At 29.8% G+C, this 22091-nt stretch carries 12 protein-coding genes and 13 pseudogenes; 4 read left to right on the top strand and 21 right to left on the bottom strand.

Annotation, left to right across the window (positions count from 1 at the left end; genetic code table 11):
• The 9 genes and pseudogenes from BRE_RS05915 to BRE_RS06190 form a co-directional block, all read right to left on the bottom strand.
• A partial coding sequence (locus BRE_RS05915; protein ID WP_408605202.1) for a variable large family protein occupies nucleotides 1-288 on the bottom strand: 288 nt, incomplete at its 3' end.
• A gap of 457 nt (nucleotides 289-745) precedes the next feature.
• Nucleotides 746-1270: pseudogene (locus BRE_RS00010) on the bottom strand (variable large family protein); the annotation flags it as partial.
• Nucleotides 1250-2038: pseudogene (locus BRE_RS06890) on the bottom strand (variable large family protein); the annotation flags it as partial. The pseudogenes BRE_RS00010 and BRE_RS06890, both read right to left, overlap by 21 nt.
• A gap of 135 nt (nucleotides 2039-2173) precedes the next feature.
• Nucleotides 2174-3235 carry a variable large family protein gene (locus BRE_RS00020; protein WP_041178173.1) on the bottom strand — a complete coding sequence of 354 codons (1062 nt, stop codon included), beginning with the start codon at nucleotides 3233-3235 and terminating at the stop codon, nucleotides 2174-2176.
• Between the two features lie 844 nt (nucleotides 3236-4079).
• Nucleotides 4080-4719, bottom strand: a pseudogene (locus BRE_RS06425) (variable large family protein); the annotation flags it as partial.
• Between the two features lie 644 nt (nucleotides 4720-5363).
• Nucleotides 5364-5537, bottom strand: a pseudogene (locus BRE_RS05920) (variable large family protein); the annotation flags it as partial.
• A 556-nt stretch (nucleotides 5538-6093) separates the two neighbouring features.
• Nucleotides 6094-6306, bottom strand: coding sequence for a hypothetical protein (locus tag BRE_RS06180; protein ID WP_156768685.1), 213 nt, complete (start codon nucleotides 6304-6306; stop codon nucleotides 6094-6096).
• A 329-nt stretch (nucleotides 6307-6635) separates the two neighbouring features.
• Nucleotides 6636-7107: pseudogene (locus tag BRE_RS06185) on the bottom strand (variable large family protein); the annotation flags it as partial.
• Nucleotides 7093-7989, bottom strand: a pseudogene (locus BRE_RS06190) (variable large family protein); the annotation flags it as partial. The pseudogenes BRE_RS06190 and BRE_RS06185, both read right to left, overlap by 15 nt.
• A gap of 216 nt (nucleotides 7990-8205) precedes the next feature.
• Here BRE_RS06190 and BRE_RS06345 point away from each other — a divergent pair.
• Nucleotides 8206-8388 (top strand): annotated as a pseudogene (locus tag BRE_RS06345) (variable large family protein); the annotation flags it as partial.
• Nucleotides 8389-8471: 83 nt separating this feature from the next.
• Here the strand turns inward: BRE_RS06345 and BRE_RS06350 are convergent.
• The 4 pseudogenes from BRE_RS06350 to BRE_RS00045 all read right to left on the bottom strand — a co-directional run.
• Nucleotides 8472-8707: pseudogene (locus tag BRE_RS06350) on the bottom strand (variable large family protein); the annotation flags it as partial.
• An 84-nt stretch (nucleotides 8708-8791) separates the two neighbouring features.
• Nucleotides 8792-9007, bottom strand: a pseudogene (locus tag BRE_RS00040) (variable large family protein); the annotation flags it as partial.
• Nucleotides 9008-9012: 5 nt separating this feature from the next.
• Nucleotides 9013-9237: pseudogene (locus BRE_RS05935) on the bottom strand (variable large family protein); the annotation flags it as partial.
• Nucleotides 9238-9373: 136 nt separating this feature from the next.
• Nucleotides 9374-10351, bottom strand: a pseudogene (locus BRE_RS00045) (variable large family protein); the annotation flags it as partial.
• Nucleotides 10352-10821: 470 nt separating this feature from the next.
• Between BRE_RS00045 and BRE_RS06200 the strand changes: the two are divergent.
• Nucleotides 10822-11190 (top strand): annotated as a pseudogene (locus BRE_RS06200) (DUF1463 family protein); the annotation flags it as partial.
• 79 nt (nucleotides 11191-11269) lie between these two features.
• Here BRE_RS06200 and BRE_RS00055 read toward each other — a convergent pair.
• The 5 genes and pseudogenes from BRE_RS00055 to BRE_RS00075 all read right to left on the bottom strand — a co-directional run bounded on the left by BRE_RS00055 (nucleotide 11270) and on the right by BRE_RS00075 (nucleotide 16124).
• Complete coding sequence (locus BRE_RS00055; RefSeq protein ID WP_041178062.1) at nucleotides 11270-11461, bottom strand: hypothetical protein; 192 nt, start codon at nucleotides 11459-11461, stop codon at nucleotides 11270-11272.
• 444 nt (nucleotides 11462-11905) lie between these two features.
• Nucleotides 11906-12091: pseudogene (locus BRE_RS06430) on the bottom strand (variable large family protein); the annotation flags it as partial.
• Nucleotides 12092-13331: 1240 nt separating this feature from the next.
• A complete protein-coding gene (locus tag BRE_RS06205; protein ID WP_038365786.1) occupies nucleotides 13332-13511 on the bottom strand; it encodes a hypothetical protein in 180 nt (59 codons plus the stop codon).
• Between the two features lie 128 nt (nucleotides 13512-13639).
• Nucleotides 13640-14677, bottom strand: coding sequence for a glycoside hydrolase family 3 N-terminal domain-containing protein (locus BRE_RS00070; protein ID WP_041178176.1), 1038 nt, complete (start codon nucleotides 14675-14677; stop codon nucleotides 13640-13642).
• On the bottom strand, nucleotides 14670-16124 hold the full coding sequence (locus BRE_RS00075) for a UTP--glucose-1-phosphate uridylyltransferase (protein WP_041178064.1): 1455 nt from the start codon (nucleotides 16122-16124) through the stop codon (nucleotides 14670-14672). The genes BRE_RS00070 and BRE_RS00075 overlap by 8 nt, the downstream gene beginning before the upstream one ends.
• Nucleotides 16125-16217: 93 nt before the next feature.
• Here BRE_RS00075 and BRE_RS00080 point away from each other — a divergent pair, with 93 nt between their 5' ends.
• Nucleotides 16218-18008, top strand: coding sequence for a phosphoglucomutase (locus tag BRE_RS00080; RefSeq protein ID WP_012538591.1), 1791 nt, complete (start codon nucleotides 16218-16220; stop codon nucleotides 18006-18008).
• Nucleotides 18009-18084: 76 nt separating this feature from the next.
• Here the strand turns inward: BRE_RS00080 and trpS are convergent, their stop codons facing one another.
• The 3 genes from trpS to BRE_RS00095 all read right to left on the bottom strand — a co-directional run bounded on the left by trpS (nucleotide 18085) and on the right by BRE_RS00095 (nucleotide 21195).
• Nucleotides 18085-19134 (bottom strand): tryptophan--tRNA ligase, encoded by a 1050-nt coding sequence (gene trpS, locus BRE_RS00085; protein WP_041178065.1) that lies wholly within the window; start codon nucleotides 19132-19134, stop codon nucleotides 18085-18087.
• Nucleotides 19134-20225, bottom strand: a complete 1092-nt coding sequence (locus tag BRE_RS00090) for an AI-2E family transporter (RefSeq protein WP_012538593.1) — start codon at nucleotides 20223-20225, stop codon at nucleotides 19134-19136. Before BRE_RS00090 ends, trpS begins: the two co-directional genes overlap by 1 nt.
• A gap of 112 nt (nucleotides 20226-20337) precedes the next feature.
• Nucleotides 20338-21195, bottom strand: coding sequence for an HAD family hydrolase (locus BRE_RS00095; RefSeq protein WP_012538594.1), 858 nt, complete (start codon nucleotides 21193-21195; stop codon nucleotides 20338-20340).
• A 125-nt stretch (nucleotides 21196-21320) separates the two neighbouring features.
• On the opposite strand from BRE_RS00095, the gene cdaA reads away from it, so the two are divergent.
• Nucleotides 21321-22091 (top strand): diadenylate cyclase CdaA, encoded by a 771-nt coding sequence (cdaA, locus tag BRE_RS00100; RefSeq protein WP_041178066.1) that lies wholly within the window; start codon nucleotides 21321-21323, stop codon nucleotides 22089-22091.

The following is a 22091-nucleotide window of genomic DNA, read 5'->3' on the forward strand; positions in this document are numbered from 1 at the left end:
ACCTGTATCTGATTTCTCTGCTACTTCTTCTAACTCTTTTGATGCTTCCCCAAGCTTAGCACCTAAACTACTAAAATATTCTCCTACTTTATTCTTAGTTGTATCTGACTTTGCAGTAAAACCCAAAACATCAGACACTAACTCTAAAAAAGCATAAAAGGCATTCTCAGCACTCCTACCTAATGCCATCATTGCCCCACTTATCCCATTCCCAACGCCTCCTGAACCGTTTTGAGCTCCTGGTTGTGTTTTTGATTGTCCACATCCCATAATTCCCAAAATCATCATAATAATCAAACTTCTCTTGATAACCTTCTTCATCTTCCCTATACCCCCTCTAATTTCTTCTTTATCTTTTATTTCTCTAATTCCTCTCATCTTACTTTTTCCCTCCTTAATCAACTCTTTAATCCCCCCCAATCTTTAAATCCTTAATCATCTAAAGCTCCCTTCTCTTCCCTTCCCTCTCTAAGCTCATCTAAATAAGACCTCCTTACTTCTAAAAAAAGTTACTCAAAATACATACTTCCTTCTCTTCTTTTTCTTCTCTTATCATTCCTTTCTTCTCTTCTTATAAGTTCCCTTCTCTTCATCTTATTTAAAGAGTCCTTCTTTCTCTTTCTATCAACTTTACTCCAATAGAAAAAACGAAAGAAAAATGAATAAATAAAAAAAGGAAAACAACTCTCATACAGAAAAAAGTTTTCCTAAATTTAACTATATATTTATTTCTCTTGTTATTAAATTAAGCTTTAGGAGTTGCCTTATCAGAAATTACAGAAATATCATTAGTATTAATTTTCATTGCCTCTTTAACTTCATTCAGTCCCAAAAATCTATTGTTTTTCTTATCGCAATAGTTAACGTATCTAATACTTTAGTTACTGCACTTACTGCTGCTCCTTTAACTACAGTAACAACATCATTATTAGCAGCATCCTTCTCATTAGCAAATTTACCTCCCTTAGCCATGGCCCTTAATGCTATTCCTCCTGTTATAACCGCATCTTTAACATCAAAAGCAACACCAGTAACTTGAGCAGTAACATTATGCTTAGCTAACTTAGCTGCATCACCATTACCTTTAGAAGAAATAGCTTGCAATATATCAGCACCAGTTACTGCACCAATTACTTTAGATGCATCAGCACCTTGCCTTTTTTGCATTATCTGAAGAATCAACAGCATTAGCACCCCTTGCTCCAAGAGCATCAGCTTCTTTACCATCTCCAGCCTCAGCATTGCCTTCTTTCAGTACTACTTCTATAATTTCAAGTTCCAAATCGACTGTCTTCCTTATCGCTATAGTTAATGTATCTAATGCCTTAGTTACAGCACTTACAGCTGCTCCTTTAATCGCAGTAGCAATAACCCCCCATCATTATCATTATCACTAGCATTAGCAAATTTACCACCTTTTGCCATCGCTCTTAATGCAACACCTCCTGCTACAATCGCATCTTTCTTAGCATTAGCAACATTACCATTAGCCACACTATTTTTAGCTAACGCAACAGCATCACTACTTTTAATCATGACTTATAATATATCAGCCCCAGTTACCGCTCCAACCGCCTTAGCCGCATCCGCTGCTGACTTCTTTGCAGAAGCATTAGCACCGCGGCATTGTCACTAGCAAAAAGCTTGCCTGAATCATCGTTACCCCCCTTTGCGCTATTACCATCTTCAGCCTTTTTATTATCACCAGCTTCAAAATCTCCTACGCCTTTAAGTATCACATCTACTATACCCCATTCCCTTATTCACTGTACTAATTTATCAACATTCCCAGCAGTACCCTCCAGAAGCAGCAGCAGCAACATTTCCAATTGGCTCACTAGCATCACCAATAGCCTCACTAACAGTCTTTGCGCCCTCGATTATCTTATCAAGCGTCTCACTAACTAATTTATTTACTGCACTCTCTACTCCCCCCCAGCATTCGGATTTCCTTCACTCTTCATGTCAGCAACAATTTTATTAAGCTTATTCTTAATCCCCTCTACAGCTTTTTTAACTGTCTTTAATATTTCCCCATATCCGATTTAGTATATAAATTACCCTAATACACACCTTTTCCTTAAAATAATAGAAGGCAAATTAAACTTATCGCTAAGATTGCCTTCCACTCTAACTTCTAAGTAATTAATCTAAATATCTATCTTATTTCTAACTAAACTTCTGCTTTTGGAACTCGTGCCTTATCTACTTCTTGCTTTACATTCTCAAGAACATTCTTTACTGTCTTCTTAACTATATCTTCCAATGATACTAACAATTTATTTACTGCACTTACTCCTGCTGATTGTACTGCTTTGTCATCGTTATTATCATGTGCAGCTAATTTACCTCCTTTAACTAATGATCTCAATGCTATTCCTCCTGCTACTGCTGCTGCTTTAGCATTAGCATTAGCTACATTAGCTGCTGTTCCCCCTACTGCAAATTCCAATGGAGTTGTATCTGCAGTTGCATTCGCTTCTATTTTTACAGCTTTATCTTCTGCTGATTTAACGATAGACTCTAACATTTCTTTTCCTCTCACCGCTGATACTATTAATGCAGCTTTATCTCCCACTGCTGCTCCTGCATTAGCACCTGCTGCCAAGACCTTGGCTCCATTTTCCGGATTAGCCACACCTATTGAGGCTTGAGCCAATGTTACATTACTCTCTTTCAATCTATCAACTCCTAATCCCACTGATGTGTCCACTATTCCTTTAAATGCATTATATGCTTTCTTTAATTCAGGCTCAGCTACTGCTACTCCCTGGTTTTGAGAAACTGCCACACCTACCTTATCACTATCACCTATATCCTTTAAAGAATCTAAATGTCCTCTTAATACTTCTAATGTCTTCTTAGCTGAATCAACTGCACTTCTAATGGTCTTATTTAATATACTATCTTTATCAATATCTGCCGTTGCTTTTACTGCTACTTGCTCTAATTCTTCTGATGCAGATGCAATTTTCTTACCTATATTGATAAAATATGTCTCCACTTCACTCTTCTTCGTATCCTTAGTAACAGTAAAACCCAAAGTCCCCGAAACTAACTCCAAAAACGAATAAAAAACATTCTCTGCACTCCTTCCAACGTCAATCAACACCTCATTTAAACTTTTCCCTTTCTCTTTTCCTACTTGTTGCCCACATCCCATCACTCCCATAACCATCATAATAACCAAACTTCTCTTGATCACTCCTCTCATCTTCCAAATACCCCCTCTCATTTCTTCTTTATCTTTTATTCCTCTAATTCCTCTCATCTTACTTTTTCCCTTCTTAATCAACTCTTTAATCCCCCCAATCTTTAAATCCTTTTATTTAAAGCTCCCTTCTCTTCCCTTCCCTCTCTAAGCTCTCCTAAATAAGCCCATCTAAATAAGCCCATCTAAATAAGCCCATCTAACTTCTAAAAAAAGTTACTCAGAATACATACTTCCTTCTCTTCTTTTTAACTTCTCTTTTTATAAGTTCCCTTCTCTTCATCTTATTTAAAGAGTCCTTCTTCCTCTTTCTATCAACTTTACTCCAACAGAAAAAACGCAATAAAAATGAATAAAATAGCAGTGAGAAATACAGTAGATAGTGTATAAAAGAGATAAATAAGGTATTGGCTAAGACAAGACACAAACAAAGATGAAGAGTTATTAGTAAATAATTACCAATGTAAAAATCAAAATATCTCACTAAATAAAAGAAAACATCTCCTACGTTCCCTAATATAGAACAATAGAAGTATTTCCTTTAAATATTTAGTACCAATTTCTTATAGATAATTATTTATTTTTTCCACTAGTTGATGTCTCTCTGCAGTACTAGCAGCTTCCTTAACAAAGGAGGAAGACTTTAAAAGGTGGTTATAACTTAATGTTGATGTTGTTATTTTTAAACTGTGAAAGATTGGAATGTTGAACTCTAAGAAATTGCAATTTTGAGCTGACTTATTAAGAAAATTAAAGAAATAGTTTCAAACTGCGTTTATTATTTCTTTCAATGTCTTGTATGCATTTTTAAATTCCTCGTCATCTGCTGCTAATTCTTGCTCATTCATTTATCATGTGTGTATATACTAGAACTAGCTACCACAATTTCTCCCGCATCTCCCGCTTTCTCAATTCCCTCAGTATCATTAACAACAGGATTATCTTGAGATTTAGCTATTGCTTGCAATATATCTACTCCATTCACTACCCCTATACTTGCTGTCGCCTTTTCAATATTTTTTTCTTTCGCATCACTCTTACCAGAGCATCATCAGCAAATAAATTACCAATATCCTCCTTATCATATCCTCCTGTTTTATCAGCATCTCACTACCATCTCCTTTCCTAAAACAACTTCAACAATTGTCTTTATCCCTTAACAAGAGAAATAACTGCATCTTTACCAGCAGGAATAGCTCCATGTCCAGTTGCAGTAGCATTTCCTATAATATCCCCTGTAACTCTTTGATGCCTCTTTCGCTCCCTCCTCAATCTTATCTAATATTCCACTAATAAACTTCTCCAACTACTTCTTTCACTTTCGGATAGTTACCATGCTCTACAACTATAGTGTTTAATTTTGTTTTCACTATTCCCATTGTCTCAGCAATATCACTAAAATATTCCCCTATTTCACTCTTCTTTGTATCCGCTTTTTTTATCCCCAATGTCCCACTCACCATATCCCCAAATGTCACAAAAACATCCAAAAAGCCTTTCCCTAAATCTCTCTCCAAATGAAATCTTCTCTCTTCTAAAAAAGTTATTCTCTCTCTTTAGAAAATAGGTATTCTTTCTCTTGTCTAAAGAGATTATCTTTCTAACAACATTACTTCAACAGAAAAAACACAATAAAAATGAATAAAACACACATATCAAATACACACACGATAAATGAATGTTCAATAAAAAATATAAAAGAATATATTAAAATCAATTAAATCTTAACAAGAAAACATTTTCCTTTTACGTCTCAAAAAGACAAAAAGAATTAGGAAAGAGATTTTTAGATGCTTTTGTCAACATTGTAACATGTTAATGAACATGTTTCTTAGCATAAATTTAAATATATTAAGCATTCTATAAATCTTTATGAAGTGATTAATTATGAAAATATCAGGCGAGCTTACAAAAATTTAAATTATCTGTAACTGACATAAAATTAAAGCTTAAATGAAAGTAACCAAAATTTGTTATAAATAAATAAATCCATACTTATAAATAGTATTCGTAATACTACAATCCATAGTACAAATATTCTATATATAGCACATAACCTCATTTAACAAGAAAAAATCTTCTCTGTTACCTCATAAAGAACAAAAGAAGTGTTTCCAGGAAATTACTCTTTATTTGATCATTTTTTCTCTTATCAATTATTAGTTTCAGATATCTTCTTATCAGAAGTTACAGGAATGTCATTTGCATTTATTTTAATTGCTTCTTTTACTGTTTTAAGTCCTGCATCAACTGTTTTTCTTATTGCCACAGTTAATGTATCTAATGCCTTAGCTACTGCACTTACTGCTGCTCCTTTAACCACAGGAGCATACTCAATCCCATAACCAACATAAGGAAACTGATTCCAATAATGCGTCTAATTACTCTCATCATCTTTTTCCCTCTTTAATCAACTCTTTAAAAATTTCACCTATCTTTAAACCCAATAATAAAGACCCACTTCTCTCTCTTTTTAACACTACTCCAACAGAAAAAATGAAATAAAAACGAACGATAATATTGGACTAATCAGTATAAACAATGATGATAATTTGATTGATAATAATGATTATGAATTTAATCCCGATAATAAAAAGTGTTAATATAGTAATTTAAAATTTACAATATAAAACTAAGACCAATATTAATAACAGCAACGGAAGAATTTTTTCAATAGATATTCCATCCAGTTAGGACATCAATTAATTGTTCAAAAATATCACTTGCTCTTTAAACTATATCTCCACTACCTCAATTGTAGTTCAATGCAGCAGGAATACTTGATGCAATAATTAGGAAACTGTCACTATTAATGATTTATCATTTATTCATTTAAAAGGTAAATTTTGATTTATATATCATTCTTAATCGCCTTGCTACCATTATTTATAAATTTGATTTCCATGCCTATATTTCTTTCCTACATAAATACTTAAACTTACTAAAAAAGCACCTAAAACAGATCCATAAGTCATGATAGATAAGAAAAAAATGATAAGATTGTCGCTCTTACTAGTTATGATGTTAATAAAGTTGGAAACACTAGACAACATTAAATTAGTACTGGTAAAGATCAGCGCCAATTCTATCAACATCAGTAGCTCTCAAAGCAATAACTAAGACTGGTAAAATTTAGTGCTGCTGAAAACAACGCTGATGCAACTAATTCAGCACAACATTAAATGCACCAAAATTTCACCTGTTAGCTCCTTAACCTATAATTAGTCCCTTTCAACCCTTTTTACATATTCTCAAAACTTTTCCTATATAACGTTCATTATCATAATGACATTATACTTATTAACTTCTTATTGTTATTTAAAAATAAAGAAGGCAATCTAAACAAATCTTTTGCTTGCTGCCTTCTAATCCTATTACTTAATAACCTAATTTACTATTTGTCTTCTTTCTTAATTTGCCTTCCTTATTTACTTGATCTTGAAACTGGCTCTTTTGGACCTCTTGCTTCATCTATTTTTTCTTTTGCTTTCTTTAGAACATTTTTTACTGCCTTTTTAATTAAATCCTCCACTGCTAATAATAACTTATTTGCTGCAGCTATTCCCACTCCTTGTACGTCTTTTTCTCCTCCTTTTACATTAGGGTTCGCTCCTGCTGCTAGCTTACCTAATTTAACCAATGATCGTAATGCTATTCCTCCCGATACCGCTGCTGCTTTAGCATCAGTTGTATGTGCTAAGTGAGCTGCTTGACCCCCTTTCGCAAAAGAAATTGCACTTGTATCTACACTTGCATTCCCCTACTAGTGCTGCATTACTCTCTTTCGATGAAACTATTGATGCTAGTATTTCCTCTCCACTTACACTTGCAAGTATTGCCGATGCTTTACCTGCATCATCTGCGTCTGGATTATTCTGTGTAGCTACACCTTTAGCTACAACAGCTTCAGTCTTCTTATCAGCAGTGTCCTTTACAACAAATTTACCATCTTTTGCCATTGCTCTTAAGGCTATTCCTGCTGCAATAATTGCATCTTTCCTTGCTGAATCTTTAATTTGATCATCATTATCAATATTAGTCCCCTTAGCTAAAGCCAAAGCAGCCACATCCTCAGCCTCATTAACCTTACCATCTCTCTTAGCATCTGCATTAGCTGCTGCTATTGCTTTTAATATGTCAGCTTCAGTTACTGCTCCTACGGATGCACTTGCGGCTGCCACATGTTTATCTTCAGCTCCCTTAGAATCCTCAGTTTTAGCCCCAAATAACTTCCCAATATTCTTCTTATCATCATCAACCGGATTAGTTTTATCTGCTCCCCCATCTCCTCCCGTAATAACCAAATCAACTATTCCTTTGATCCCCTCAACTAAATTCTTTATACTTCCTGCATCAGGACCATTCCCTGCAGCATTAGATTTTACAACCTCTCCTATCACCCCACCAGTAGCACCCAAAGCAGCTTTCTTTGCTCCTTCTTCTATCTTAGTTAATTTATCAATAAATTTTAATACCTCTTCCTTTACTTTCTCATAATTCCCATTCTTTTCTAAAATCTCATTCAATTTTGCTTTCGTTGTTTTCATTGTATTTTCAATATCACCAAAATACTTCCCTATTTCACTCTTCTTAGTTTCTGCTTTTATCCCCAATGTCCCACTCACCATATCCCCAAATGCCACAAAAACATCCAAAAATCCTTTACCTAAATTCGCAATAGAACTTAAAAACTCATTCTTCTTTTCTAGCTCCGCTATTCCATTGTTACATCCGACAAAGCTAGTGCTGATGCTGTATTGAAAGAGTGAAAGAGACAATTGAGATTGCTACTAGTGTTAGTGTGAAGATTAATACTGAAACTGCAAGTAATTCTGTAAATAATGTATATCTGATGCTGCACATGATGATGCACTTGGTGGTAATGCTTCAGGCTGTACAGCTAATTCTGGTTCTAAATTAGCTGCTGAAGTTGTTAAAGCTAACCCATGGACAATGATTGATAAGATTCAAAATGCAATGTTGATAGTGATATTGTTAATGCATCAACATCAAGTGCTGTTAATAAAGTATTAGGAATATTGGATATAATAATTAGAAAAGCAGTAAATTTTGAAATTGATAAAATTAAAGAAACTGTTAATGGAATAAAATACTCTGAGACTACTGGAACATTAGCTCCAATAGCTGGTACTATTCAAACTTCTGCTACTAAGTAAATAGAAAATTAAATGATAAAGTCATTTAAGGGAAACACTTTTCTTTTTGTTGAGGAGATATGTTTTCCTTAAGTTAAGGTGTGTTATCGAGACAAGGCATCACCAATGTCAGTATCCCCACAACCCCAGCATGCTGTCTTATCTTCTTGTTTAAACTTAGATAAAACTTCATTTATATTTTTAATCCACTGTCAACAGTGTTTCTTATTGCTATTATTGGTGTACTTAGTGCTTTACCAACTGAACTTACCGATACACCATTTACTGCATGTTCAGATTTATCTTCACCCTTAGCAGCTAATTTACCATCTTTAACTAATATATCTATTCAATGAACACAACAAGAGAGCCATAAAGCTCTCTTATCTCCTTTTTTCAGAAAAATATTATACAAATAATTCACCTATTCATTAACTTTATTAGTAGAATCCTCTCCTTGTTTAACTTCTCCTAATACCCTATTAATCTCTTTCAATCCTTCATCTACTGTATTCCTAATCGCTATTGTTAATGTACTCAATACTTTGTTTATTGCACTTACTGCTACTCCATTGACTGCATGAGCTGATTTTTCTTCATTCTTAGCCGCAAATTTACCACCCTGGGCCATTGCTCTTTCAAATATTACTGCTGCCCTAATGCTTTTGGAGCTCTTGCCTTACCCACTTCTTTTTTCACTCCCTCAATTACATTTTTTACCGTCTTATTAACTATTCCTTATACTGCTACTAATAATTTATTTACCGCACTCACTCCTGCTGACTGTACTGCTTTATGATCGTTATCATCATTATGTGTAGCCAATTTTCCCTCTTTAACCAATGCTCGCAATGCTATCCCTCCTCCCAAATGATAAAATTAAACACATAGTAATAAATCCATGTCTAACACACTACAAAATAAAAGATACCAAGAACTTAAATCCTAGTATCTTTACTTTATAATTTTTTCTCTTATTTTATTATTTGGTTATGAATTCTGATTATTAATTTTGGCTACTAGAACCACTCTTACCAGATGCTATAGCAGTAGTACTAGTATTAGTTTTCATTGCTTCTTTGACACCCTTAAGTTCCAAGTCTATTGCTCTTCTTATTCCTATTGTCAATATATCTAATGCCTTAGCTACCGCACTTGTTGCTGCTCCTTTAACCACAGGAGCGTACTCAGCAGCAGCATCACTAGGACCAGCAAACTTACCTCCTTTTGCCATCGCTCTTAATGCCATTCCTCCTGCTATAACTGCATCTTTCTTACCATTACCAGAATTACCATTGGCCTCATTGTGTTTAGCCAGAGTAGAAGCATCAAAAGATTTAACAATAGCTTGCAATATGTCAGCACCGGTCACTGCTCCAACTGCTTTTGCAACATCAGCAGCTGATTTCTTTGCAGCAGCAGCATCTCCTGCATTATTATTAGCAAATAGCATACCAACAGCAGTAGCATCACGATCGCCAAAATCAGTAGCCTTTTTAGCATCCCCAGCATCAGCATTACCTTCTTTAACTACTATTTCTACTATACCTTTAATTCCCTTTACTAGCTTATCAACATCAGTACCTGCAGCACCACCATTATTCTGTGCAGCAACATTCCCAATCAGGTCATTAGCATCACCAATTGCCTCACTTGCTTTCTTCGCTCCAGCTATTATCTTATCTAGTTTACTCTCAACCAATGTTTTAACTGCACTCTCAGTAGCCTCAACATTTGGATTATTTTCTTTCTTCATCTCACTAACAATTTTATTAAGTCCATCCTTTATCCCTTGCACAGTATCTTGAACCTTCTTAAAGTAATTCCCTACATCCGACTTCTTACTCTCCAAATTCAATCCCAATACACTCTCTACCATTTCTCCAAAAGACGTAAAAACATTCAAAAATTCATTACTCACATTAACTAATAACTGCAAATATTTATTCTTCCCTTCCTCTCCTCCTGCTACTCTCCCACTATTATACTTCTAAAAAAATATTTTTAAAAAATTAAATCTCCAAAAATTATTTATTTAAGCAAAATAATAACACCTTCATGTTACATAGTAATAAATATCCTATTATCTACATTCAATAACAAAATTTTACTATTATTAGATTTTTATACATTTTTAATATCTCTAGCATCAATAATATAAAATTAATATAATAACAACATGTACAAAAACATAAATGACAACAATCAAGCAATTGATACCATCAAACGAAAAAATCATAACATGAATATATCAAATTTATAGGTTTCAGTTTGAAATTATTTTATTAATTGATTCTAATATTGTTGTTAATGTTATTAGAAATACAAAAAAATAAACTTCAATTATACTTTTTTTGCACTATACTTTTATTATATAAGATATAAACATTAAAAAATTATTAAAAAAAGGAAATAATTTATGATTATCTATAATTTAAACGAAATTTTTTTTCACTTTCGGAAGATGAAATAAACGAAGGAACATTAGAATATTACACTCAACCTGATACACTAGTCAAGTTTAGCGAAGAGTTTAACATCGCACCCATAATCAGTTATCGAAAACCAATATCTCTTATTCATTGTTTTAACATTACAGTGGCAGTTAACAAAGACCCTAATAGTCCTTACAACAAACTAAGTAAATTATTAGACAAGCAAAACAACAAACCTGAGACAATGAAACTTGTATTAAATGATAATTCTTATACCAACCTCAATCTTAATAAAGCTGTATTTATCAAAAAATCAGCAAACATGACAGGTATACCTGAATTGAGAACAGCTACTTTTTTGATTAAAGCCATTAATTCTCAAAATTAGAAATAACAAAATACTTAACTATTATTTCTATATTCACAGATCTATAGAAATAATAGTTTTCTATCTTGACTTATTAATCTCATATATTATCAGTATCATTTATAAGAGCAAATGTTAATTCTTCTTTCTCATGTTTTATTACAGAATCTCCTCTTACTACTTTTTTAACAAAAACTTTACTAACAACATATTCTTTTCTTGGTTCATCACTTTGAAAACTATTTACAACCTCTTTAAAAAAATCGTTAGGTATTCCTCCTTTATTATCCATAATAATTTATGGATCTAGATTACAAGATACTACCCCTAAAATGAATAATACAAATAATTTTTTTGAGATATCCCACTCCAAAATTATTTACTTATTAACAATTTTTCCCTACAAAAAACATGGTGTATTTTTACGCTATTATAACTATAGTATTTTTTATTTTTATTTTAATATCGTTAGGCTATAATTTTAACGTCACCCTATACTAATCACTAAAATTATAAAAAAGATAGATTAATATCAATTAGTATAACTCGTTTTAATACTCTAATATTTCAAATCAATTACACTCCCATCTTCCTCCCTTGCTTTCCCCTCTTCCCCTTTTACTCCCCCACTATTATTACATCCCATCACCACCATCATACTATATTCAATGCATCTTAATTTGCACTGACATACCTTGTTTGTTATTCCCTAACTCACTTACTACACTCTCATTACCACTTTCTTTAATGATTCTAAATAGATTTTCAATGAAGTTAAAACTCCCTTAAACATATCAAATTGCAATTCTAATTGGATCTTTTGCATTCTTTGATTCATCGCTCTGTTATCAATACCTACCATTGCTTTGCTTGCCACTTTTTCTAATTCCTCTGATGCTTCTCCAAATTTACCACTCAAACTATACTTCTTCCTACTTCCATTAGTACTTCACTTAAACTTTTAGCATCTCCTTTTCCTTCTCCTTCTTCTACTCCTACATTATTATATCCCATATCACCATCACCACAATCATCACAACACCATTACTCCCTTCACTCTCTTCCTTCTTCCACACCCTCCTCTTCTATTATCTCTCTTCCCTTTCTATTCTCTATTATTTCTTCCCTTTTTTCTTCTTCTTTCTCTTTTATACTTTTCTTAGCCTCCTATTTTTTATTTATTTAGCTTTAAAAAAATGCATACAGCAATGAATGAATGGCTAAATGACACTTCATACAAATATCTATATAAGAAATTTATAAGTTGTTTTCTTATAAATTTGAAAACACAAAATTTTTAGTATTCTGTTTCCACATTTAGAATATATAATAACAACATACAATGTTAATTTTTGTGAATGCCGATGTATTTCAATGTTATATTAATTATGATGCAAGATAAAATTAGAACTGTTAAAACCTTTTAAATAATTAAAAATATTTTTATCAATAAAAATTAAACTTACTAGTGAATATTTTTAAATTAAACATCTTAAACTAACAAATAGTTAATAGACTAGTAAAAATAAAAGTATAAGATAAATACTAAAAAAATTAAGATTGTGCTATTACTTGATATTTGCTATAAAAATTAATTAATAACGTACTTGACAAAATAATCACATATAATAAGGCTACTAATTAAATTAATTGATAATCTCAATTCTAACATATTTTTCAAATTTATAAAAAACATTGTATTTCTGATAATGTCTATTAATTAATAGATCAAGTAATCCTATTGATCCAAAGAATAAATTGCAATACAATTTTTAATATAAGAATAAAATGTTACACTTTCTTATACACACTATGACAAAGTTAAAACTTATATCTTATTTAATATTAATAACATACTCACATGCTTGGTGCTATACACGCACAAATAATCAATTTACAAACATAAAACCCTTACAAATTGGAATTATTCAACATAATTACATAAATTTAACTCCTTATAATCAAAAACATAAATATCGTTCATTTCTTGGAATAACAATAATTTATAATGATTGGATTGATTTTAACATCATTCCAATCCATTTTTATCCACACAGTGCCAATCTATTATCAAATTCATATTTTAACTTTTCCATATCTCTTTATATATTAAAATATAAAATACAAATATATCCCTTTATTATCAATATCTTAATAGGACCTCAATTACCAATAACCCTTAGAACAGATATTATTACTGGTAATAATATTTCTGCTTTTCTTTTTCCTGCTTTACCTTTTCTTTCCATTAAACTTAATATCCCAATCAATAATGTATTTTCTATTACCTCCACCTTTTCTTCATCTCTTAGTGAATATTTTTTAGTAGATGCAGCTATCATATTCGCTATATAATTTATTCATCACTATTTATACAAAACACAAATTCAAGTATTATAAAAAAGATAACTTTAATAAAAGTTAACATAAAATTTTTCAATATTTTAAATATAAACAAAAATAAAAAATATTATTTCTCTATATTAATCCCCTTAAAACCTTCGGGAATAAGTACAATATCAATACCTGAATTTAACGACTGTTTAATAGCATACTCTAAATTAAAATTATTAACAATTGCTCCCATATCATATGCATCCGTCATTATAATGCTAAAAATATTCAGATTATCCCTTATAATCTCTACTATATCTCTTGACATACTACTAACATCCTTGGAAATATTAGGTACAAGTATATGAGCAAGCATTAAAAATTTTGCTTCTTTACCAAAAACAAATGGCACGAAATTATTTAACATCAAAAAATTTTTACTATAAGATAATAAAGCTAAATCCTTATGAGTATCTATCTTAGTACCTCCAAGTCCTGGAAAGTGCTTAACCACAGCAAAAACCCCTTCTCTTTGCATTCCATCAACAAATGCCTCTACCATAAGACCAATATCGTAAAATGAATACCCAAAAGTCCTATTACCTAATGGACTATCAGGTGCAAATTTAGAATCTGCTACAGGTGCCATATTCATATTTATCCCAAGACGTCTAAGTTGTTTTCCAAGAATTTCACCTATCTTATATGCAAGTTGAACATCTTTTGTCTTCCCAACAGATTCCATAGAAGGAAAATTATACACTCCTAGTTTTTCATTTTCACTAGCTCTACTAACCAAGCCCCCTTCCTCATCAACAGCAATTAAAAGCTTGGAACCAAGATATTTTTTTAATTTTTCAATTAATTTTTTAGTTTGTTCAGCATCCTTAAAGTTTTCTCTAAACAAAATAACTCCCACTGGATTTATCTCTTGTATTTTCATAAGTTCACTTTTACTAAGTGATTGAACAGAACTAGGATTAGAAACATTTCTAATACCAATAAAAATACAACTTCCATTTAAAATATCTTTAGAATTAACTTTTCCTAAAAACTTATCAACATCTATAAGATCAAATTTATCACTTTCAAAATAATCATAATCTATATCTGGAATAGAACCCAATAAAACAAAATGAAAAAACAAAAGTACAAATAATATCAATCTAAACATTCCATTTACCTTTCTTAAAATCCAAATTATATTTATTCTGTAATACATTATTAAGACCAATATTTAAGTATTTAGCAATATCAAAAAATGCATCTGAAAATTTATCACTCATATAATTACTCATAATAAGTGTATTAATAAATAATTTAGCAGGTAAAAATCTATCTTCCCTATTAACCTCAAAAATCAATGGATTATCTACCATCTTTATAACTTCCCATGTTATTTGCTCAATTGAAGTATATTTGCCAAATTCTTTAGTCTGTTTAACAACTCTCATAGGCATATCTGATATTATTCTATCAATATTTTTGATTAAATACTCCAAATTAAAAAGACCTGTAGCACAATTAAAAAAAATCTTACCTCCTTTATACTCAAATTGCAACACTGTTTCTCTAGAAATAACACTACCAATATCAACACAGTTTAAATTATTATCATCATCTAAAATTAAAATCCCTCCCTTTGTATCTAGTGGTGTCTTAACACTAAACTCAAATCCAGCAGAATCATTAGTTATAGCCATTATAGCAAGTGTTTTTAAATTAACAGTAAAACCAACATTATCAATGTTCCCAATATACACAAATTTTTTACCTGAATTATAAAGTTGCATATAAATATCCCTCAAAACTTTAAAATTTTGACCATGTCCCGCAGGTAAAGCCAAAAAAACTTTCTTTCCATTATTAACATAATCAAAATATTCATAATGACCATCACTTAACTCTTTATAACAATACACCAAAGGCTGAATTGCTGTTAAAATATCCGATTTACAAAAATCACAATAATTTAAACTCTTAATCAAATTATTATCAAAAATACCGTCTAAAAAATCAGAAATTAATTTATAAGTCTTAACACTTGTCATTTGAAAAATAGAAGGTTTAATATTTTCACCATAAAGTTCATAATACTGCCTAGACAGCAATAAAAGATGTCGAATTTTTAATTCTAAAAACGAAAATCCATAACTACCATCTGCATTAACATACGCAGGTGTAATTCCTTTGGGCAAATGTCCAAAAAATTCCTTAGCTTCTAATATTTTATTTGCATATAAAAAATATAAGTCATTATTAAAATCACTATTTTTAAGTAGATCAAAATAACTAGTTGCAGAACCTCCATTTAAAATCCCAAACGAAAAATAAGGATAAAGTGACAATCCTATCTTTATTAAATTATCAGCAGTAAAAACATAAAAATCACCTTCTGATGAAAATAAAAACTTTCTATAATCATCAAAATATTTTTTCAAATTATTTTCAATAAGTTCTTTTCTAAATTTTAATTTAACAAAATTATCAGTAAGACTCAAAATATTACTATGACTTTCACTTGGAAAATTTTTAAAAGATATATCTAACCCTTTAAGGTCATGCATATTAAGCATATTAAGTACTTTTTGAGAAAAAACTTTATCTATTACTTCACACATACTAAAAACCTCATTCAAACATAAGGTAAATAAATACAATTATATTTTAATATTAGCATTTATTGTAGTACTATACTAATTAAGAGAAAAAACATGTTAAAAAATTATATATTAAATATGAGAAACTTAAAAAAGTCTATTAACGAAATGATACTCTCTCCTTCAGGATTTAGAAAAATATTTGCACAATCAAAAAAAGAAAATTCAATGGATAATGAAATAAATGAAGATGATAAAATATTAGTTGCAATAATATCACTTACAATATCTAATTACTTTCAAGACAAGCCAAAACAATACATTAACGTTGGATTGGATTCAAGAGCAACGGGAAACGTAATATCACAAATAATAATTAAAACATTAATTTTAAACAATAACAAAATTAATTTTTTTGGTATACTTCCAATACCAGAAATTTTGGCTTACACAAAAATTAGTAAAAATTCAAAAGGATTCATATACATTTCTGCTAGCCATAATCCTAAAGGATATAATGGTATTAAAACTGGTCTAGATGATGGGGGCGTGTTAAATTCAAATGAAATAAACAAAATAATAAAACAAATCAAATCTAATATCCAAAATGAAAATCTAATAAAAAATCTAATAAAAAAATTACAAAATTTTAATAATAATACTAAATACTTAAAAACATATGAAACAATCATAGCTTCAAAAGACAAATTGAAAGCACAATCTTACAACGCATATAAATCACTAATGCAACAAATCATATATTCAGACGAGTATAACCAAGAAAACATTGATATACTAAAAGCAAATATCAAAAAAGAACAAATAGGAATAATAGCTGAAATGAACGGAGGATCTCGCATCAATTCAATTGATAAAGAAATACTTCAATCTCTAGGACTAAAATTAGAATTTTATAACACTGAAATTGGCATTTTTAAGCATGGAATGACTCCTGAAGGAAAATCTTTAAACATGTGCAAAAAAATATTAGAACAAAAATTTCAAAAAGACAATTCATTCCAACTAGGATATGTACCTGACTGTGATGGAGATAGAGGAAATCTGATTACAATAAACAAAAATGGACAAGCAAATATTATTTCATCGCAAAAAATCTTTGCACTCTCAGTACTCTCAGAACTTAGTTACCTTTATCATATAGGAATTAAAAAAAACTTAGCTGTAGTGGTTAATGATGCAACTTCTCTAAATATCGAAAAAATAGCCTCACTATTTAATGCAAAAGTTTACAGAGTTGAAGTAGGAGAAGCAAATTTAACAGAAATGGCTGATATTTTACGAAACAAAGGACTAATAATAAAAATTTTTGGAGAAGGATCAAATGGAGGAAATATCACACATCCTTCAAAGGTAAGAGACCCACTTGCAACTGTTTTTAGCATTATAAAATTACTTAAAATCAAAAATCTTTACAAAATATGGTGCACATTATCTCAAAATTCATATAATGAATACTATAATCTCGATGACATATTAAAAACAATCAACTTTTACAGTAATGTAGAAGTATCATCAAAAGAAGCTATACTTAAAATAAGAGTACAAAATCAAGAAACATTAAAAACTAACTATGAAAAACTATTAAAAACAGAATTTAACAAAAATAATACGATAATAAACCAATTACAAATTAACAATTATGAAATCCTTAATTACGAAGGAATAACACAAACTACTACTAGAACCCGTGATGCATCAGGAGGCCTTAAAGTTTTACTCAAAAATGACAAACACGAAATAATTGGCAGCTTATGGATGCGTGGCTCAAAAACAGAACCTATATTCAGAGTACTAAGCGAAGTTAAATCTGAATATCACAATTTATTATACGATATTTTGGATTTTCACAAACACTTAATAAAAACTGCAAACTCAATAATATAATCTCAACACTGAAAATAAAAATTAACAATTTACTTTATAGCCACAATTAAAACAATTAATACTCAAAATTACTTTTTTATTTATATTTCGCCATTTTTTCTATATTCCTTCTAATTCCATTCCATGTTTTTGATATACCCATTAAATTCTTAGCATCTCTTACAGTTTCTAATGCAACCTTTCGAGCCTTATTTGTACCTTCAAAAATTATCTCATCAACATAACCCTTCTTAGCTTTAAAGAATTCTCTTCTCTCCCTAATTGGAATTAAGAATTGATTTAAAACATTAAAAAGTCTCTCTTTAACTTCAATATCTCCAATTGTACCTTTTTTATATCTACTCTTAAGTTCACAAAGCTCATCCATATCACTATTAAAAAGATCATGATAAATAAAAACAGGATTACCATCAACTTCTCCCGGTATATCCGCTCTTATTCTTTTTGGATCTGTAAACATAGACATAACTTTTTTGCGTAATGATCTTTCATCATCATTTAAAAATATTGCATTACCAAGACTTTTACTCATCTTAGTTTTACCATCAATTCCCACAAGAGTATGAAAATCCGTAAATATAGCTTCAGGAATTGGAAAAAAATTCTCACCATAAAGAAAATTAAATTTTCTAGCAAGTTCTCTTGTAAGCTCAATATGAGATTCATTATCACGTCCAACAGGAACAAAATCAGCCTTTGCCATTAAAATATCTGCACTCATTAAAACAGGATAACCTAATAGCCCATAAGGAATTTCACTCAGTCCAGCATTAATGCTCATATCTTTTATACTAGGAATTCTTTGCAAACGATTAACCATAACAATCATTGATAATATTAAATTTAACTCTAAAAGCTCAGGTATTGCTGATTGCAAATAAATATTAACTCTCTCAGGATCAATTCCACAAGACAAATAATCCAAAACTATTTCTCTAACATTAATTGATATCTCACTAATGCTCTTTAGGTCTGATTGTGTAGTAAGAGTATGTAAATCCGCTATAATAATATAAGTCTCATACTCTTCCTGATACTTTAATCTGTTAACAATAGATCCCACATAATGCCCCAAATGAAGAGAACCTGTAGGCCTATCACCTGTAAGAATAACTTTTTTTTGCATCAATTTTTCTTATTATTAAAATTATTATCAATATTATCAAGGGTTAATATCTTAGAACCACTTAAAAATACAGAAAAAGGTCGCAAATATACTATATTATCTACTATTACCTTTATAATAACTGTAAAAGGATAAGCTATCAAAAGTCCCACTATGCCCCAAAGCCATCCCCAAAAGAAAAGAAAACAAAGCAATAAAAAAGGAGACAGATCAAGTCTATGTCCCTGCATCTTTGGCTCAAGAATATTTCCAATCAACATCTGAACAAATGTATTATATATAAATATATAAAGCACTAAATTTAAATCAGGATAAAACTGCACCAAAGCAGCTATCATAATAAAAAAAACAGCCAAAATCGAACCTATACTTGGAATAAAATTAAAAACAAATGTAAGCACAGCCCATACACGAGGAAAATCCTGCCCAAACAACTTTAAACCTATAAATACCAACAATCCAGTAAGAAAGCTAACAAACACCTTAATTCCCAAATATTTACTAATTTGATTATTGATTGTACTCAAAACTTCAATAAACATACTTGAAACAGATCGTTTAAACGCATTTTTAACTTTTATGTCAAAAATATGTATTTCTGATAACAAAAAATATAATAATAAAAATAAAACCACCAAACTGCTTGCAAATCCAATAATTTCATTAGATATCCTAGTTAAAAAAGGATAAATATATTTAGAAAAATCAATATTACTAATAATAGCACTATCTAATTTATACTTCTCAAGAATATCTACTATAATAAAAATCAATTGTTTTTGATAATAAGGAAGTTGATCAATTAAAACAGTAACACTGTAATATACAAAGCTAAAAACTAAATAAGAAAATAAAAAAAGAACAAAAAAAATTATAAAAATAATTAAAACTCTTGGTATCTTTAACTTTTTAAGAAAAGTATAAATAGGATAAACTAAAAATCCAAGCAATACTGCAATAGATAAAGGCTTAAATATCGTTTGGGCCACTTTTAAAATAGTAATCAACATTATAATTAAAGCTACAACATAAAAAATCGACTGTAATCTAACAAACTTAAATCTATCGGTTGTTTTTATTTCTAAAGCCATCTCTTATTTCCCCCCCATTAAAATTATTATGAAAAATAATTTAAAAGTAAAGTCAATACTAAAACTTAAATTCATTAATTAAAATTAAACTCATACAAAACATATACATGGTTCATATATTTGAAAAAATTTTTTCCATTATCCAATTATACAACTTAGTTCCCTTACCATAATTAGCCTCAGCCAAATCTCCTACCCTTTTTTCCTTAACTAACTTTTTAGCATTCTCATTATTGCCATAATAAACTGTTAATGTATTTTTATAGTGATTTAAATTATTATTCAAAATCTCAAAAGCTGGAATATCATTAAAACCATCTGCAATATAAAACATATTTTCAAAAGGAATTTCTCTTCTACTTTTTGGAATTCGCTTATTAATTTTATCATAAGATCCCTTATTTAATTCAAAAATTACTCTAGTCTTTATTGTATGATCTACAAAATAACATACACTACTTAAAACACTATTTTCCGAAAATTTATTATCTAAACTCTGATAAAAAGGCATAAGGTACGAATCCACAAATTCACAAGCCCAGACCTTAGTAACATAAGAAGCAATACTACTACCCAAAATCATTTGTCTAAAACCACTAGACACAATATAAATGTTGACAATTGCATCTGATTTTTTTAGACTTTCATTTATATCACTTATTTCTTTAAACAAATCAATCACACCTTCAAAAAACTTTAACTTTGAACCTAATTCAAATAATATTTTATTATTTAATCCTCTAAAAATACCTTCTCTTACGTAAGTTAAAAAATGTGATAAATATATCATCTCATTAGTAATAATATTACAACTATTTTCATTATAAGTAACAGATAAATTTTCAACTTCACTCCAAAACAAATTAGCATCAACATTATACTCATCAAAAAGTACTTGCTGCATGTTACCATAAATTAAAGTATCATCAAAATCAAAGATAAAAGCTATAATTTTTTCTTTTTTACTCATAAATAAAAAATAAATTTAATTTAAGATTAACTTGTATTAAAATATATATACAAGTATGAATATATTCAATACATTATGTATAGTAAAATTATATTATGTACAACATCAGTTAAAAAGAAATGCTTATGATAGACATAAATAATATAAATCAAATCAAAGATATCATCTCTAGGATATTAGACATAAGTTTAATTAGCATCTTAGTCTATTATATCTATAAAAATGTAATTAATTCCTATTCCGTAAATCTACTTAAAGGAATGATTATAATTACATCCATTGGCATCATATCTTATTATTTCAATTTATATACGATCAATTGGTTATTAACTTACATAGCAAATATACTACCAATTGCAATGCTTATATTATTTCATCAGGAAATCAAAAAAATAATAATGCAAATTGGAAACTTTAATCTATCTTTTAAACTTGTAAATAATAAAGAAGAAACTATAAAAACTATTACTGAAATCATTAAAGCAATCAAACATCTATCAGAAAATAAATCCGGCAGCTTAATCTGCATAGAAAAAAAAATACAATTGGAACAAATAATAAACAAAGGAATAAAATTAGATTCCATTGTATCTAACGAAATTTTAATATCAATTTTTGACTATGAAACACCTTTACATGATGGAGCAGTTATTATTAGCAATAATAAAATAGTATATGCTGGGTCTTTTTTACCATTATCTAATGTAGAATCTATTAGCAAAACATTTGGAACAAGACATAGAGCAGGACTTGGAATTTCTGAAAACTCAGATGCAATAACAATAATAACATCTGAAGAAACTGGATCTATTTCGCTAACAAGAAATGGAAAATTAGAATATAATTTAAGCTTGAATGAAGTCAAAAAAAAACTAAATATTGCATTAATAGAATGA

Source organism: Borrelia recurrentis A1 (assembly GCF_000019705.1).
Lineage (GTDB): Bacteria > Spirochaetota > Spirochaetia > Borreliales > Borreliaceae > Borrelia > Borrelia duttonii.

Excerpts from the sequence above, each read along its gene's own strand:
- BRE_RS00020 (WP_041178173.1), bottom strand. The coding sequence starts at position 3,235 with ATGAGAGGGGGTATTTGGAAGATGAGAGGAGTGATCAAGAGAAGTTTG.
- BRE_RS06205 (WP_038365786.1), bottom strand. The coding sequence starts at position 13,511 with ATGATAGCTGCATCTACTAAAAAATATTCACTAAGAGATGAAGAAAAG.
- BRE_RS00070 (WP_041178176.1), bottom strand. The coding sequence starts at position 14,677 with ATGTTTAGATTGATATTATTTGTACTTTTGTTTTTTCATTTTGTTTTA.
- BRE_RS00055 (WP_041178062.1), bottom strand. The coding sequence starts at position 11,461 with ATGGATAATAAAGGAGGAATACCTAACGATTTTTTTAAAGAGGTTGTA.
- BRE_RS06180 (WP_156768685.1), bottom strand. The coding sequence starts at position 6,306 with ATGTTGATAGAATTGGCGCTGATCTTTACCAGTACTAATTTAATGTTG.
- BRE_RS00090 (WP_012538593.1), bottom strand. The coding sequence starts at position 20,225 with ATGGCTTTAGAAATAAAAACAACCGATAGATTTAAGTTTGTTAGATTA.
- trpS (WP_041178065.1), bottom strand. The coding sequence starts at position 19,134 with ATGCAAAAAAAAGTTATTCTTACAGGTGATAGGCCTACAGGTTCTCTT.
- BRE_RS00080 (WP_012538591.1), top strand. The coding sequence starts at position 16,218 with ATGTTAAAAAATTATATATTAAATATGAGAAACTTAAAAAAGTCTATT.
- cdaA (WP_041178066.1), top strand. The coding sequence starts at position 21,321 with ATGATAGACATAAATAATATAAATCAAATCAAAGATATCATCTCTAGG.
- BRE_RS00095 (WP_012538594.1), bottom strand. The coding sequence starts at position 21,195 with ATGAGTAAAAAAGAAAAAATTATAGCTTTTATCTTTGATTTTGATGAT.
- BRE_RS00075 (WP_041178064.1), bottom strand. The coding sequence starts at position 16,124 with ATGTGTGAAGTAATAGATAAAGTTTTTTCTCAAAAAGTACTTAATATG.